Genomic DNA, 17,267 nt, shown 5'->3' with positions numbered 1-17,267 from the left:
AATGCAAAAACAGTCAGATGGCTTGCCTAATGTCAGCCGCGTCTAGGGGCACTCATTACAGCTTGAGCGTAAAACTTTGTGTCACAGGCTTGCTCAGCTCGTCATAATCCCGCAGCTGTATGGTGAACGTATACGTCTTGTTGGCTGCTCCGCTGTCTGCTTTTCCGCTAATCGTTCCTGTAAAGCGGTCCAGTGTGAAGCCTGCGGGCAGTTGACCGCCTGTCACCGTCCAATCGTAAAAAGGTACGCCTCCCTTGGCTTCCAGCTTGGCTGTGTACGTTTTCCCTTTGACGGGTGCTGGCAGTTGCTTCGTCAAGATTTCTGGCGCGAGGAAAGGAGTGAGGTCCTTGCGCAGCGGCCAGCCTGCCTTTTCAGCTACGAGCAGCGAAAGCTTCGTGTTCATCCAGCGCCGGGTCGGGAACAGATGGCGCCAACCTCCATTTTGTCCGCTCAATCTATCGACTTCTGCAAGCTCTCCAGAGAGATGATAGCTGTCGTCCAATGCAGCCGGTCTGTGCTGATAAGCCATAATATCCGGGTCATTGCCAGCGGCTTCCTTCAGCGCCTTGACGCCTGGGAACGTGTCACTGAACACAATTGCATGACCGAATTCGTGCATGATCAGCCCATGCACATCCGTCACCTTGGACAGATCGGATTGATACCATTCTTCATCGTCCACCGATGTAAATGGAATGGCATCATCATAGAAATCCAGAATCAGACTATAGGAACGGTTTAAGTTCCCCGGAACGATCACACCGTTACGTGTATGGTAATGACCGTTAGCTGCCGGAAAGCCCGTAGAATACGGCCCGTTTAGCCCCCTCATAAATACCCACATGCCTTTGTAGGGTTTGTTATTCGTCACCTGTATTTCATTTTGCCAATCATCTCCTGGCAGATGGTTTACTTCCGCGTTGGCAGGAACCTCATCAAACGGCTCCAGATCAAAGAAATAGAACCAGTCCTTCACTGCCAGCTCTGCGGCTTTTTTGGTAGCTGCATCATTGAAATAAGGCCTGATCGTATCGAATCTGTAGTCAAAATGGAGGGGGATTGTGGGTTCTTCATTATCGTCCTGATCCAGCACACGAATCGGAATGGACTGAGTGGTCGTGTGACCATCATTTCCAGCAACGGACATGGACAGTGTATAGTTCTCTGTTTCACCGTTTCCTCCAATCCGATCAGGATGGATGGCCAGCCGGAAATCCTTTTCCTCCTGCGCATTGGCAAAGGTCAGCGTTTTGCTTGCTCCTTGGGCCGACAACGTACTTGGCAAATCCATCATCAGCCGGGACGTGCCTTGCGCTTTTAACGTAACAGTTAACGGAAAAGCGGCATTTGCAGGCGGCTTCACTTTTAGCTTCACATAGGGGTTTGCCAGATACCCTTGCCAATCGACCAGATCTATACCATAATCGTTCACCGTCCGGCTAAAGATGTCGATGACTTTTACATCCGACTCTGCCTCGGCATAAGCCTGTTGCCCCGGAAGAGCTGGTGTCAAAGCCACAATGAGAGAAGATGCCAGTGTGGTCAGCCATACTTTGGTTTTCCTTTTATGCGTGTTCATTTGATCCCTCCATATCGTTTTGGGTTGACTTGCAAACTATCGATAGTTTTATAACAAAAGCAGCTCCTTGGGCGAGGAAGTCAGCACCTGGGCACCGTCATCTGTGATCAGCACATCGTCCTCAATCCGAACTCCGCCGAAACCCGGAATATAAATGCCCGGTTCCACGGTAATGACATGTCCTGGTACAAGTGCAGATTGGCTCTCAGGGGACAGCCGCACCTGCTCATGAATCTCCAAGCCAAAGCCGTGGCCCAATCCGTGACCAAACTGCTCTCCATAGCCATAGGAGGCAATCACATTCCGTCCCAGACGGTCTCCCTCCCGACCGCTCATGCCAGGCCGAAGTCCTGCAATCGTCGTCATATTTGCTTCCAGCACAATAGCATACAATTCCTCATGACGTTCTGACGGATTGCCGACAAATACGGTACGCGTAATATCAGATAGGTAACCGCGCACATTGGCACCAAAATCCATCGTGACAAACTCGTTCTGACCAATTTCCTTGTCGCTGGCCAATCCATGGGGCAGTGCCGAGCGTTCACCTGAAGCGACAATGAACGCAAAACCGCCTGATTCCGCGCCTGCGAGCCGGAGCTGATATTCCAGTTCCGCCGCAATTCGCCGCTCTGTAACTCCAGGCTGAATATAATTCAGCACCTCCGTAAAGGCAGCATCGGTAATACGCGCAGCTTCACGGATGGTGCGAATCTCTTCTTCGTCCTTCACATCACGCAGCCGTTCAATTACATCCTCCGTTTGCACGTACTCCAACGAGCCTATTGCGGCTTGAAGCTGTCCCGACTGTTGAAGTGAGACATGCCGGCTCTCCAACCCCAGTCTACGAACACCCAATTTACTTGTGAGATCAGCGATGGTCTGGAAGATTTGTGCCTCATGCCGAATAACTGAATATTCTGCTGCTTGATCTGTTGCCTGCAACATATAGCGGAAATCCGTCACCAAAAAAGCCTCTTCCTGCGTAACGAGCGCAATTCCGGCTGAGCCTGTAAATCCGGTCATATATCGTCGGTTGGGACCATGTGTAATCAGCAGTGCATCTATCCCTAGAGCCGGGAATTCCGAGCGTAACTGAGCCAGTCTGCCCGGAACACCCTGTAACCGTTTTGCTGAACCGTTGGGTTTATCCAAAGCTACATCAGCCTCCTTTTAGCCTTTAATTCCTGTCAGTGTGATGCCTTCAATAAAATAGCGTTGTCCGATAAAAAATATCAGGACGATCGGAGCCAAAATCGTGCTGGATGCTGCCATCAAGTAAGGCCAATTGGTATTGTTCAATCCCCGAAAAGTCGCCAGCCCCAGCGCCAGTGTAAAATGCTTTTCGTCACTCAAATAAATAATCGGGCCCAAAAAATCGTTCCACACATCAATAAATGTAAATATCCCGATCACGATCAATGCAGGCGAAGATAAAGGAACAACGACGCGCCATAATACAGTTAGCGGTGTACCTCCATCCATATAAGCTGCTTCGTCCAGATCGCGCGGAATCGTCAGCATAAATTGCCGCATCAGAAAGATGTTAAATGCCCCTCCACCAAACCATGCAGGAACAATCAGCGGCAGAAATGTATTCAGCCCACCCAGCTCACGCCACATAACGAAAGTAGGTATGAGCGTCACCGCATAAGGCAACATCATCGACCCGATCAGCAGGGAAAAAATCAGATTGCGGCCAGGCCAGCGCAGACGGGCAAAAGTAAAGGCCGATACAATCGAGGTCAGCATCACTCCTGCCAGTACACACACCTCAATGAGGAACGTATTAAGAAAATATCTGCCGAACGGTACCGACGTCAGCGCTTCCGGGTAATTGCTCCATTGAAAAGGAGAGGGTACCCACTCTGGAGGGAACACGAAAATTTGCGATGTCCCCATCAAAGAGCTGCGAATGAGCCATACGAATGGCAACAGCATTAAAACACTGCCCATAATTAAAACGATATACAGCACGATACGGCTGATTTGGAATGGTTTGGAACGGGTGGCGGTAGCAGGACTTCGGGAGCGTTCAGGCTGTGGAAGTGGATGTTGCGGTGTATCTGAAGGTTTGACAGAAGAAGTGACCTGATTCATGAACGTTCCCCCCCTTCATAGTGAACCCACTTTTTGGACGTGGAGAAAATCAGAACAGTTAGAACCATAATGACGAAAAATAAAATCCAGGCCAGCGCTGAGGCGTAACCGATTTTAGTCTCCGTAAAGGCTGTTCGCCACAAGTAGAATACATAGAACAGCGTTGAATTGTTAGGTCCCCCGTTGGTCATGACATACGCCTGATTGAATGCCTGAAAGGTGCTGATTAAAGACATGACAAGATTGAAGAAGATGGTTGGTGTCATCGAAGGAATCGTAATATGAAAAAATTTATGCAGCCTATTGCCGCCGTCTACCTCAGCTGCTTCATATAGATGGGTGGGCACCGACTGAAGTCCTGCCAAAAAGATAATGACCGTGTTCCCGATTCCCCAAGTGCTCATCATAATCAGCGAGGGGATCGCAGTCTTCTCGTCATAAATCCATTTGCTCCCCGGTAGTCCAACACTCTCCAGCAGTGAATTCAACAGACCAAAATCCGGATTGAACATCCACAGCCACAGCATCGTGTTGGCAATACTCGGCACAATGGTAGGTAAATAATAAATCGTGCGAAACACCGATAAACCTTTTACCTTTTGATTTAATAACAACGCAATGATAAAAGCTGCCGCCAAGCCCAGAGGTACGCTGCCCAGTGCATAATACGTGGTCACGAACATGGATTGAGAAAAGGTAGTATCCTTGGTCAAAATGGTTCGGTAATTATCCAATCCAATAAAGGTCATCTGTCCGCCAATTGTCCAATCGGTTAAGCTGAATACGAACGAGGCCACGATCGGTCCAATCGTAAATATCATTAATCCCAGGATGGCAGGCAGCGCGAATAGCAGACCCCAGTTTCGCTCCATGCGCATCATTCCTGATTTTGGTCGCTTCATGGGCCGTTCTCCTTTCGCAGCTGTCCTGCCGCATTATTCATCCGGGTATACTCCTTGAAGCAGTGGCTGAATAATGGGTTCCAGTTCATCCAGCGCCTGCTGCGGCGTCTTCTTGTTCGTCCAGATCAGATCCAGCCCTGGGGTCAGCTTGGAACCAATATCAGGCCAGTTACGCAGGGTAGAAGTTGACGGCTTGATTGCATAATCTCTGGCATACTTGATGCCAGCCTGCTGAAATTCCGGTGGATGTGCGGCATTATTCGTCCACGACTGGATAGCCTGCTCGTCGGTATAATATTTCTCTTCGATAGGCATCCACAGACCGGACTTGAACAGATCCACCTTTTCGGGATTGTTATGGTACAAATAAAATTCGAGCGCTTCTTTCGGGTGCTTGGTGCTCTGGAAAATGACTGTGGCCCCCGCAACGATCATCGTTTTAGGCTCTTTAAGCTTTGGTAAAACGCCAATACTCCATTGCAGCTGCTTGTTGTTTGAAAAATCGAGCAGAGACCATGTTCCATCTACCACCATTGCAACCTTTCTCGTCTGGAGCCGAATCGTATTGGACGGCATGTCCTGCTGCTGGATCAAATCAGGAGAAACATGCTCCTTGAAAACTAAATCCTGCAGTTTCTGGAATACCTCCACCGACTCAGGACGGTTCAGGGTGTACTTCTTGCCTGTTTTGTCGGTTAAACCTCCGCCATTGCTCGCTAAAAGTGGCCCCCATGAACTGCGGTCGTTGCCGAAGGCAAAGCCGTATTGCACAATATTTTTTGGATCAAATCCGCTGTCTCCCGGATGCTTGCCGTTCTGATCCTTGGTCAGCTTTTTGGCAATCTCCAGAAATTCATCCCATGTCCACGCTTTTTCAGGATCAGCCGGAGGAACGGGTACCCCTGCTTCTGTAAACAACTCCTTGTTGTAAAATAGCTGCATCACTTCCAGTGCAGTGTAATTACCGATAGACTTGCCAGGTTCGCTGTAAAGATAGGAGGATTTGAGCTTGTTTTTTAATTCGGGATATTCGTCATAATAGGAGGATAAATCTAGGAGTCTGCCTTCACTTGCCCATTTCATCGTGAGCGAATCGCCCAGGTAGGCGATATCAGGAAGCTGATTGGCAGCCATTAACGTGTTAATTTTCGTAGTGTAGTCACCAGGGACATGCTCGCCCTTCACCCGAATGTTCGGATGGGATGCATTAAAGCTTTGAATCATCTTTTCCATCGCTTGCTTCTCGTCATTGCTCCCCCAGTACATAAACTTGAGTTCGACCGCATTGGGATTAGCCGGTTCGCCAGCGTTACCACTGCAAGCCGTCAGCCCTGTCAGCATCGCCGTCATCACCAGAGCCATCCATGTCCGTAACCTTCGTTTCCGCAAATCAACCGGCCCCTTCCTGAACTGGTTTCTCCTTACAAGCCTATTATGCGCCGAGAGCCCGTAGCCGACCACCTAACGACTCCAGACTCTCTTTGTTTTGGTATGATTTTTTTAACAGCGCGTTTACAAAAATGTTTTTCGGAATTCTGTTGGCGTTAATCCGGTATGCTTTTTAAAGGCAATGCTAAAATAGTTCGTATCTGCGAAGCCCACAGCTTCCGCTACCTCCGCTACCTTGCGATTCGGGTCCAACAGCAGTTCTCGGGCTCGCTCAAAGCGCACACGCGTCTGGTAGTCAGCGAAGCTTTCACCTGTAACCTGCTTAAAACGGGCACTCAAATATTTGGGACTCATATTCATGTACTCTGCAAGACGGTTCAATCCGCCATCCTCTTGAAGGTGCTCACGAATCCATTCCTTGGCGCGTTGGAATTTGCGCGGAATCCCCTTCTCGCGCGATTCCCGGACTTGGCGCCCCACCCGGACAAAATAGCGCGACACGTAATCAATCATCTCAGGCCCGTGCCGCAATCGGGACAGTTCCAATAATGGGTCCTGCTCCTGTATGGATGTTTGCCCTTCGAATGCATCGCTCTGAACAATGCGCATAACGAACAGGACGAGCTGGGTGACGATCATTTTCACCTGATTGACAGGCAAGCCCGCTAATTGTCCAGACCATTCCTGCAAAATCGCATGTACGGCAGCATCATTGCCTGCTCGAATTTCCGTAATCATGAGCAGTTCCTTCTCTAGCAAATGACTACTGTTCGGCTCGGCCGTCTGAATACTCTCATAGGGGATGATCTGGCTATAGCCCACCCACCCCCGATGCTCTGCCGCTTGCACAGCTTGCTCATAAGCTTCGCAAAGTTGCTCCATCCGTTGTACGGGGCGGCTAATCCCGATGGACATCCCCTGGCTCAATCGTTCCTGCACCGCCTGACGAATCTGCTGTGCCGTCCACTCCGCCGCTCTGCAAGATGCTGTCGCCAGCAGCACAACACGCCGATCGCGGGAAACCGCTGCACTGTGCGCCTTCGCCCCGGCTGCTACCGCAGCCTCTTCCGCCAGTCCGGCGAATACATGGCTGCTTCCATACATGGAACCGTGTGGTGTATTGCTAGTGGCGGCTGTCTCCTGCTGTGGCGCCTCCTCTAGCTCGCAACACAGCACAGTATAAGGCGGCCCACTCGCCTCGGCGAAAAATCCTAGCCCGTCCATCTCCTGAATGACCTCGGCTGCTGGGCGTCGCTGCTGGAGCAGATCCAGCAGCAAATGCTCCCTGTACAATGGCTCCAATGAACGGTGACGGTGAATAGCTTCCTCCTCGCTTCTTCGCCATTGCGCAATGCGATCCTCAGCTCGTCTCAGAGCCGCTTCAAAATCCTCGCTTGTCACCGGCTTGAGCAAATAATCAACCGCTTGAAGCGAAACCGCCTGACGTATATACGTCATAGATTCGTACCCTGTCAGGAATAATAATGGGGTGTGTTGATCCTTTTCCCGAATGGTTTTTGCTATGTCCAGCCCACTCATATCCGGTAAATTAATATCCAGTAAAATGATGTCCGGTCGCCGCTCCATATACAAACGTAATGCCGTTGCGCCGTCCCCCGCCACATCACTGACTTCCACTGACAGGCCACTTTCCGCCACCATCAGCCTCAGTCCTTCCCGAATATGATATTCATCGTCCACAATCAGCAGCCGGTACATGCCATCCTCCCCTTTCTTATTCGGTTCGAATGGGTGCCAGTAAGGTAACCGAGGTGTACTGACCCAGCTCGGTTGTCACAGACAGACCATATTGGGGACCATAATGTCGAAGACGTTCATGCACATTACGCAGTCCAAAGCCAATCGCACTCCCCCGCTCGGTATCTAGCGACTTCCGAATATCGTCCAGACGCTCGGCTCCAATACCGCCCCCATCATCACTGACCGTTAAACGCAAAGCATCGCCTTCCCTAGCACCGGATAACATAATATAGCCGCGGTCGGTACGACCTTTTAAGCCGTGGTAAATCGCATTTTCAACGAGTGGCTGGAGAATCAGCTTGGGTACGTAAAACCCGCAAATATCCTCCTCGACTTCGCAAATCCATTCGAACGAATCTCGAAACCTGAACTGCTGTACCTTCACATAGGCGCTTACATGCTCGACTTCCTGTCCCAAACTGATTTGCTCTCGACCATAACTTAGCGAAATGCGAAAGCATTTACCGAAGGCGCCGATCACCTCTGCCATATCCCGCTGCCCATTAGCCAATGCCATTCCTTTGAGCGACTCCAGCGTGTTATACAAAAAGTGCGGATTAATCTGCGCCTGAAGCGCGCGGAACTCGGCCTGCTTACGCGACAGCAACGCTTCGTAAACCTGCCCGTACAGCTCATGATTTTTTTGCATCATATGAAGAAATCGCTCCCCGATCTGCCCCACCTCATCCTTAGGGTTAAAAACAACGGAAGCAGGAGCTTCAAAAGTTTGGGCTGAGGCTGTGGTGGTCACACTCCCATCCACCGCCATTAATCGGCTCAATTGAAGCAGGGGGCGACGAATCGTATCACTCAGCCGATAAGACAGCATCCAGCCCAACACCAGTGCAATCAAAAAGGTCCAGATGGTCCAGGCCCCGATTTGCCGCGCATCCTCGAATAACACGGACTGATCGACTTTTTGCAGGAGCGTCCATTGTCCCTCATTTAACGGGCCATAGGAAATCATCGTCTGGCGGCCGTTCCATGTTCTCCAGTCCTTCGTAAGCACGGGTCTATCTACAGCAGATTGGGCGATTTGTCGCAATAGCGATGGGTCCGCAGCACTCTGTTCCGGCAATCGGTATACAGGCTCGCCCTCCTGATCCAGCACCCACATCTGGGTATTGCTATCTGTTTCATGAAAAGCAAGCCCCCGAAACAGACTGGCCTTATCGATTTCTAACAGCAAAAATCCAAGCGGTTCATAGTCTCCATTCGTTTTTCGCAGCAGCTTCCCGACGTATATACGATCCTCCGCCATCCCGCGTCCTGATTTAAACGGCGGATGAGCCATCCACATCATAGGTCGCTCAGCGAGCAGACGGCGGTAGTACACACGTGCTTCCTCTAATGTAGGAAGGCCGCCAAAACGGACCGAAACATTCCCTTGATAGAGAGAATGCTTGAGTCCGCCATTGGCGGCATAGATGAGGGAGGACGTGATATACGGCTTGGTCTGGGTTTGCGTACGGACGACCATGCTGAGTGTTTCGTCGTTCCGTAAGTATTCATAATCATCTTCCGGCTTGGTCTCCAGTGTGGACTGCACATCAGGATTGCTGAGAATAGCATTGGTTAGATCATTCAGATCGGAGAGTGTCGCATTAACATAATTCTCGCTCATTTGCCGGGACTGCATTGCTAGCGCTTCCGACTTCTCACCAAGAGAATGGGCCGCGATCCGGTAAAAGGTAAAGGTCAGCACTACCATCGGAATGACAGTCAGCACCAGCGTCAATACGATAAATTTCCCACGGATCGTAGGAATCCCGGCGAACTTTTGACGCCCCCTGCCCCCCATTCATCTGCCTCCCCTACACATAAGCTGGAAGCCACGTCCCGTGCGCTGCAATCAGGTCGTCGCACAGAGAAACGATATCATCCATGGATAACTCGGCCGAGGTGTGCGGGTCCAGCATAGCGGCGTGGTAAATGTGTTCTTTTTTCCCCGTCATTGCAGCTTCAATCGTTAACAGCTGGGTATTAATATTCGTCCGGTTCAGTGCAGCACATTGAGGCGGCAAATCCCCGACAAAGGTCGGTGTAACCCCATTACGATTGACTAGACAAGGTACCTCTACACAGGCTTCCTTCGGCAGATTGGTAATCAAGCCTGTATTCATCACATTCCCGCCAATGGCAAAGGGCTGATTGGTTTCGATTGCCTCAAATATATAAGAAGCATATTCATTCGACCGTTCATGGCGCAGATCCTGATCGCCCAAAAGTTCCTCACGCATCGTCTCCCAGCGTTCAATCTGGCTCACGCAGCGGCGCGGGTATTCATCCAAGGGAATATTGAAGCGTTCAATTAGCTCAGGATATGCCCGTTTGATAAAATACGGATGATACTCTGCATTATGCTCGGACGATTCCGTAATGTAATAGCCGAATTTCAGCATCATTTCAAAGCGTACCATATCATGATGCTTTTCCCGCTGCTTGGCGGTAGCCCGTTTTTTAATCTCAGGATACAAATCCACCCCATCCTTGCTCACTTCGAGCAGCCACGCCATATGATTGATGCCTGCGATCTTTGCCTTTACACCTTCCTGCTCCAAGCCGAGGCTTTTGAACAACTCGGGTATACACGCCTGTACGCTATGACACAGCCCTACTGTACGGACACCACCGTGTACGTTCATCACGTTCGTCAACACAGCCATCGGATTGGTATAGTTGAGAAACAGTGCATCCGGGCACACCTCGCGCACGTCTGCCGCAAAATCGAGCATCACCGGAATCGTTCTTAAATTGCGGAAAATACCGCCAATACCAACCGTATCAGCAATCGTTTGGCGCAGTCCGTATTTTTTGGGAATCTCAAAATCTGTAATCGTACACGGATCATAACCGCCCACCTGGATGGCATTTACTACATAGGCCGCTCCACGCAGTGCTTCCTTGCGGTCAGTGTAGGAGCGGATCACACAGGTACTCCCCGTTGTTTTTTTCAAATTGGATAAAATATTTTCCGAATCTTTCAGCCTAACAGGGTCAATATCGAACAACGCCAGTTCAAAGCCCTGCAAAGCAGGTGTCAACATACAATCGCCAAGCACATTTTTAGCAAACACCGTACTGCCTGCACCCAGAAATGTAATCTTGCTCATACTTTGTCCCCCATTCACATTTTGTTCGCAGCTTTGCACCTCAAATGCAAGGATACCCATCGCCCCTCTCCCCCTTTGCAGGAAGAAAGTGACGATGGGAAAGATTAGCCATGACTATGCGTTGTTGCCTCTCATTCAGGATACTCCCACTGATTTAGCTGGGCTGATAAGCCGAGACGGTAAGACAGATGTTGCCGGGGATGTCGTAGTTGGCGGGGTTACTGAAGTCTCCGGGCTAATCGGAGTTACCGGTGAAGTCACTGCCCCTGCCTCAATCACAGTTACCTTGGCCATTGCCTTTAACTCTGTCCCTTCCACTTTGCCCTTCAATTCAAACGAACCTGGAGCAGCATATTGTGCAGGGTCTATATCCTCCCATTCCACAGCCACCCATTTGGTGGAGCCTTCTCCATACGTAGCTTCCACTACGCTTGGCAGTCCAGGTTTTTCACCGACATGAGTTGTTACATTCACCTCTTTTAACGCAGTGATGTTCTCAGTTGCCGTCAGACTCTGTGCTGTACCGGAGGCCAGACCTGCCACCTCGTTTGCATTCAAAGCACGGCTATAGATCCGGAATTCATCCACCAGACCATTGAAATACGGATCAGGGTACTGGGACTTACCGATAAAATTATTTTTCGTCTGTCCCAGACTGGTTGGATTCAAGGTCAGGTTGGTATTGCGTCCCACTTCTTTCCCATCCACGTACAAAATACCTGTGGAGCCCGAAAGCGTGACTGCAACATGCTTCCATACGCCTGTCGGCAATACAGGGGCATCAATCGTCTGCTCCTGTCCTTGCCCGTTACCTTGATTCGTAATGGCAAATAGCATCCGGTTCCCGGCTTTAGGAGTCAGGAACATATATTCATTGGTCCCGGAGCCAAAGTCAAAAATCCGCACATAGTCGCTCAGGCTGTTCGCTTTGACCCAGCCGGATACGGTCAATTGCTGTGCCCGGCTGACAATCCCCGCCGGAAGCTGCACATAGCTGTCCTTGCCGTTCAGGCTGACAGCGTTGCCTCTTTTCCCCGCAGCCCATGCCGCAGTTCCCTTAACGGTAGCATCATTGCCGCTTTCCGATGAATCCGCAGCAACAGTACCGCTGGTTTCGTCGAACTTGTAAACGGCAAGCTGTTCAGGTAACGGTGCCGCCGGTTCAGCTATCACAGTTACTTTAGCCTCTCCTGATAACTGGGAGTCGCTGGCTGTCAGCTTGAATATATACGTTCCTGGCTCGGAAACATCCACTTTCGTACGTATTGATGTTTTGCTGCTGAATGTGACCTTCGCGTTCTGTGGTCCTTCAACCAGACTCCACTCGCTAGTCACCTTTCCTTGCGGAAGCCCATCATCTGTAGCCGCACCCTTCAAGATAATCTGATCCGGCAGCTTCACCTTGGAATTTTTGCCTGCATCAACGACAGGTGCTTTGTTGGGATCAGGTGTGGTTGGTGTCAGCTCTACCGTATAGGATGATGCTGTACCCATTTCCAGCTTAAGCTTATTAGTTGGTGCATACGCATTAAACTTGCCCTGTGATTGACCACCCACTTTAACCAGGTACGTTCCTTTCTTTAAACCGTCAAATGTAACGTACGTAGAATGGGCTTGGCCCGGCGTTTGATTTTTCAATTGGAGCCATACATAATCCTTGGATGTTGCCAGCTTGGCTTCTGTATACTGGTCCTTTTCCAGCTCGATATACAGCTTTTCCGTAACCAGGTTGACTCGTTTGAACAAACCGTCTAGCGGCTTGATCGTATACACGTTACCGCTTTTACTCACCTCTGCACCGTAGCCCGTCAATCCAAAAATTGGATCAATCGCGATATCCGCGCTTAAGGTTTTAAGTGCACCAAACAATCCGAGGTCAGCCTCACCGCTCATGCCGCGCCAGCCGTTAAAGAGCGGAACATTTTTACCGCCGCCAGTACCGTTTGTTCCGTTATTGCCTTTTTCTGCTTGATACGTCCATGCAACCGCCCCGATGTTCTCAGGGTCCGAGCTGATTTGCCCGGAGTTAATCGCTCCGACATTGGCAATTTTGGCAGCATAGGACAGCCGTTGTTGCTCCTCGCGATGATTGTCCTCATGATGACGAATCCAGTCATCCATCGCATATCCCGCAAGTGAAGTCGTGTACTGGAAGTTAAACCAGTTCTCCCCGGTAATCGTCACCGGATCGGTATAGTAGTACCATACAGGCATATGGCCGCGTGATGCACGAGTTTTGGCATTGATTTTACCCATCATCTCCAGGGCTTTACTTTGTTCGCCTTCTGTATCTATATTCTGCTTGGCTAACGTATATACAGCCTCTTCCCCTGTATTGTCGTAGCTATATTCGGAACCGTAAGGATACTTTGTATTTTTAAAATTGTTATATTTGCGATCCATTTTTTCCTTGAGATCGTTCGCTTCATCATCGTAGCCTTCATCATGAAGGGCCTGAATAATATCCGGCGTGGTCAGCTCGCCCATCAGACCTGTTTCCCAGTTGTACGCAACGGGCCCTTCATACAAAGCTTTGAAAATGTTATAAGCCCGCAGCAAATAGGTTTCCTTCGGATGCTTGTAAGTGACGAGGTCCGGGTATTCCTTGGCAATCTTATACATGCTGAAATACGTATTGTATACATGCGGGTATGCATATCCCCGATAGGTCGGTGTATCATTCGGTTCCGGCATCAGGAAATCATGAATTAAATAATCCTCATGATGTCCATTCATCAGATTCGTCCAAATCGCCGTCTCCAAATAATCGTCTACAGCCCGCACCTCTTTGGCGACTGGAGAGAGCGTGTTTTTTTCAGCCAGGAACTGTCCGTGGGTCAGACCCCAATCGTCCCCCCAGCCCCAATAGCCATTGAAAATGTTGCGTTTGGATTTGGTATGCATCATCCAATCGTCAAATACCTTATCACGCAGATCACCTGGCACGTTCCACTGGGTTTTGTCTACCATAAAAGTAGCGTGCCGTTGCAGCGCCTGATCAATCGGCTCAATGGCATAGAATTGTAAAACCGTTTTGTTGCCATTGCCGTATTCTACCGTTATGAAGTTCGGGCCCAGCTTAGTAAATTTCAGTTCATAAATCTGATGTCCTCCAGCCTTGCTATCCGTCTGCGGAATAACGGTTCCGTCTGGATAGGTCACCTTGTTGATCGTTTGCTTGGTACGCAGATCCACCTTCGCCTTTTGATTCGTAGGCACAATCATGCCTGGTACAACTGTAGTATCCACCAAGTTTTCTTGATACAACGTATCTTTTACATCATGCTCGTCCTTTACGGCCAGGAACTTGAAGCCATAGTTTTTGCTTTGTCCTGGATTCAGGATCAGGCTTGTATTGGGCAAATACCCACGGTTGGTAGACTTGATGACATTGGAATGAATATAAAATACATTCAATCCCTCCAACCACTTGCCTTCGTTGGCCGGGTTCCAGGCCCACTTGCTACCCGGATGCTCTTCATCCCGCCAATGGTCCTGATACTCAAACCCAGCGCCTGTTGTGGAATCAGGGATCAATAGCAGGGAAGACCCGATGCCGCTGGGACGCCCAGCTGTAATATAGGAGCTGTTATTGCCGACAAAGGAATGCGTCACGACTCTCGTTTCGTAAATTGCATCACCATAAGTCCACTGTTCATTAAAAGGTAGGGGCAATCCAAAATCGCCAATCTCCAATTTTTTGCCGCTGGTATTCTGTACCTGTATATTCCACAGTACCGAACCATTCGACTCCGCCGAATAGGTTTCAATAACTTTAAAATTGCGTATGCCTTCTGCGTTACTTGAGTTCTCGTACGTGACCGTAACGCGGTTGCCGCTGGTCGTGATCTTACGCGCGTCTGCCGACTTATTCGTCCATGCCTTCGTCCAGCTACCTCCATCCAGTCGATACGTGAACATCAGCTCCCCTAGCCACTGATGATCTGCCGTGTTCTGCTCAGGTGTCACCGTTGCGTTCATGACATATTCGGTCGGAAAAGCATCTCCCTTGATACGGATAGATGAAATCTCGCCATGCTCGCCTGTCTGAATCGTCAGCTTGTCATTAGATAGTTCATGGGCTTCTGCTGTATGCGTCCCAAACAACACAGACGCTGTGGTTAAAAACAAAAACGCCGCCAATATTCCCTTAAATTTCATCAACACGGCCTCCTTTTCGATCTCGGGGTCCTGATTTGCTTGTCAATCAGCTGAAGTCTCTTCATTTCGCCGCAACCTCCTTGGAAATGTAAGCGCTACAACTCTATTGTACAAAGCCTTGTCCATTGGTAAAATCAACATTTTCAACCGATTTATATAGGATTTCAACCTAATCGGGGGATAAATCATTCATACCAACAGACACCATGTTTTGGATTAATGAATGGACAAATCGGAAATAATTCACTCATACCGTCTGTAGGAGGGAACAACTTCATGAATTCGAATGATAATCCACCAGAGCAAAACGCTTATTTGAAAGAGCTGAATGCATTATTTATCCCATTGGATGGAATGGAGAATCTGGACCGCATGGTTAAGGCCATCGGAGATGCAGATATTGTGCTGCTCGGTGAGGCGAGCCATGGGACTTCTGATTTCTACCGAGTTCGGGCCGAGCTTTCGAAGAAGCTAATTACAAGCAAGGGTTTTAACATTATCGGTGTGGAAGGAGACTGGCCCTCTGCTTATCGGGTGAACCGGTATGTTAAAGGGATGGAGGGGGCCGATTCCTCGGCAGCCGATGCACTGGGTGATTTTACCCGCTGGCCGACATGGATGTGGGCAAATACGGACATTCGTGATTTCACGGAGTGGCTCAAGGAGTACAATGAGGCGAATCACGGCGGCGGCAGTGTCCGTGCGAAGGTTGGATTTTATGGCATTGATATGTACTCGTTATGGGAATCTATGGAAGAGATTATCGGTTATTTGGAGGAGACCAATTCTCCCCAACTGAAACAGGCCCGCAAGACATACGCCTGTTTCGACCCATATAGCAGGGACCATCAGTCTTATGGCATTGCGGCAGGACTGCTCTCGGAGAGCTGTGAGAAAGAAGTGGTTGAGCTGCTACAGCAGATGCAGAGCCGGCGCATGGCGTATCCGGGAAGTGAGAAAGAGCTGAATGCAGAGGTGAACATGCTCGTCACCTCCAGCTCGGAGGCCTACTATCGTACGATGGTCCGGGGCGGCCCACAGTCCTGGAATATACGGGACAAACATATGGTTGAATCCCTGAAGCGAATCATGTCCTATTACGGGGCCTCGGCAAAAGCCATTGTCTGGGAGCATAATACGCATATCGGTGATGCGCGGGCAACGGATATGATGGCGGATGGCATGGTTAATGTGGGTCAGCTGCTGCGGGAGGATCCAGAACATCGGGTGTTTGCCATTGGCTTCGGGACCTATCAGGGCGAGGTACTGGCTGGAAGAGCTTGGGGATCTCCGGTTGAGAAAATGACCGTCCCGCCCGGACAGCCAGAAAGCTGGGAGTATTACATGCACCAGGCGGGAGGCGGCCGAGATGGCATGATAATGCTCTCCGATGCATCTTCCATGCTGCATACGACCATTGGCCACCGTGCCATCGGTGTGGTGTACGAGCCTGCTCATGAGCGGTTCGGCAATTACGTGCCTTCCAGCATGGCAGATCGTTATAATGCGTTTGTTCATCTCGATCGGACCACCGCCCTTCAGCCACTGCCTATCCTTCAGCCGGTTGCAACGGATGCTTTATTTTCAGAATAACAGCTCGCAAGAAACGTCTGTGGGATGCTGGATGGCTGGGTAACGTTTACCGTCAGGCTTCGGATAATAACTATGAGACTGGCTCCAATACAAAAAGTGGCAGGCACGGACTTTATTTTTATTAGTCTGGGCCTGCTGCTTTTTTATTGAACTAAACGGTCCGTTAGTTTTTATGCATCTATCAAAAAAGGGATGTCCCCATCACGGAAATCTGGAGAAACACCCCCTATCTCCTGTCTTTCCGTCTGGTGCATATGGCGGACGGACGGATGTGCCTGATTCCTTGCTCATTCCACAATTTCCGGTCCTGTCGGTCTTGGGAAGTGATCGCCCCTTACTTCAATGAAAGAGGGAACATTTGCCGTGACAGTGTATCGTTTCCCGTTAGTTGAATCATTTCTGTGATAAATACAACAAAAATCGTCTCACGACTATATCGAATACCGCATAGATTTGGCTAGGAACATGAAGGACGGTAAATTCATCTGGAACCTGCTTTCTATTCTTTCTCCTACAGTGTAAAAGAACCACTGAATATCTTCTTGTTTAGAAATGCTTCCATTTTGTCTGAAATTCAAGTACCACAACGAAGAGATCCAGTAACGCTTCAATTCCTCTTCAGACATGTATCCTTCCTGACCGATAGAAGGATTTCACTATCCTTCTTTT

At 49.7% G+C, this 17,267-nt stretch carries 10 protein-coding genes; 1 reads left to right on the top strand and 9 read right to left on the bottom strand.

The genetic code is table 11. From position 1 onward, the window contains the following. Window positions 1-55: 55 nt before the first annotated feature. The 9 genes from EGM68_RS05460 to EGM68_RS05420 form a co-directional block, all read right to left on the bottom strand. A complete protein-coding gene (locus tag EGM68_RS05460) occupies window positions 56-1,579 on the bottom strand; it encodes an Ig domain-containing protein (protein ID WP_129548786.1) in 1,524 nt (507 codons plus the stop codon). A 48-nt stretch (window positions 1,580-1,627) separates the two neighbouring features. Further along, window positions 1,628-2,734 carry a M24 family metallopeptidase gene (locus EGM68_RS05455; protein WP_129548785.1) on the bottom strand — a complete coding sequence of 369 codons (1,107 nt, stop codon included), beginning with the start codon at window positions 2,732-2,734 and terminating at the stop codon, window positions 1,628-1,630. Between the two features lie 18 nt (window positions 2,735-2,752). Then, window positions 2,753-3,679, bottom strand: coding sequence for a carbohydrate ABC transporter permease (locus EGM68_RS05450; protein WP_129548784.1), 927 nt, complete (start codon window positions 3,677-3,679; stop codon window positions 2,753-2,755). Beyond that, on the bottom strand, window positions 3,676-4,581 hold the full coding sequence (locus EGM68_RS05445; RefSeq protein WP_129548783.1) for a carbohydrate ABC transporter permease: 906 nt from the start codon (window positions 4,579-4,581) through the stop codon (window positions 3,676-3,678). The genes EGM68_RS05450 and EGM68_RS05445 overlap by 4 nt, the downstream gene beginning before the upstream one ends. Before the next feature lie 33 nt (window positions 4,582-4,614). After that, on the bottom strand, window positions 4,615-5,970 hold the full coding sequence (locus EGM68_RS05440) for an ABC transporter substrate-binding protein (RefSeq protein ID WP_240664128.1): 1,356 nt from the start codon (window positions 5,968-5,970) through the stop codon (window positions 4,615-4,617). Window positions 5,971-6,093: 123 nt separating this feature from the next. Then, window positions 6,094-7,689 (bottom strand): response regulator, encoded by a 1,596-nt coding sequence (locus EGM68_RS05435; RefSeq protein ID WP_129548782.1) that lies wholly within the window; start codon window positions 7,687-7,689, stop codon window positions 6,094-6,096. A 16-nt stretch (window positions 7,690-7,705) separates the two neighbouring features. Beyond that, complete coding sequence (locus EGM68_RS05430) at window positions 7,706-9,532, bottom strand: cache domain-containing sensor histidine kinase (RefSeq protein WP_129548781.1); 1,827 nt, start codon at window positions 9,530-9,532, stop codon at window positions 7,706-7,708. Between the two features lie 13 nt (window positions 9,533-9,545). Beyond that, the gene (gene melA / locus EGM68_RS05425; RefSeq protein ID WP_129550295.1) at window positions 9,546-10,844 is read right to left on the bottom strand and encodes an alpha-glucosidase/alpha-galactosidase; all 1,299 of its coding nucleotides are present in this window, start codon (window positions 10,842-10,844) and stop codon (window positions 9,546-9,548) included. A gap of 135 nt (window positions 10,845-10,979) precedes the next feature. Then, window positions 10,980-15,005 carry a DUF5695 domain-containing protein gene (locus tag EGM68_RS05420; protein WP_129548780.1) on the bottom strand — a complete coding sequence of 1,342 codons (4,026 nt, stop codon included), beginning with the start codon at window positions 15,003-15,005 and terminating at the stop codon, window positions 10,980-10,982. Between the two features lie 276 nt (window positions 15,006-15,281). On the opposite strand from EGM68_RS05420, the gene EGM68_RS05415 reads away from it, so the two are divergent. Beyond that, entirely contained in the window at window positions 15,282-16,598 is a 1,317-nt protein-coding gene (locus EGM68_RS05415) for an erythromycin esterase family protein (RefSeq protein ID WP_129548779.1), read from the top strand. Window positions 16,599-17,267 lie beyond the last annotated feature (669 nt).

The sequence above is a fragment of the Paenibacillus sp. M-152 genome, from assembly GCF_003856555.1.
Lineage (GTDB): Bacteria > Bacillota > Bacilli > Paenibacillales > Paenibacillaceae > Paenibacillus > Paenibacillus polymyxa_C.
This window is presented reverse-complemented; position numbering and strand designations above follow the sequence as displayed.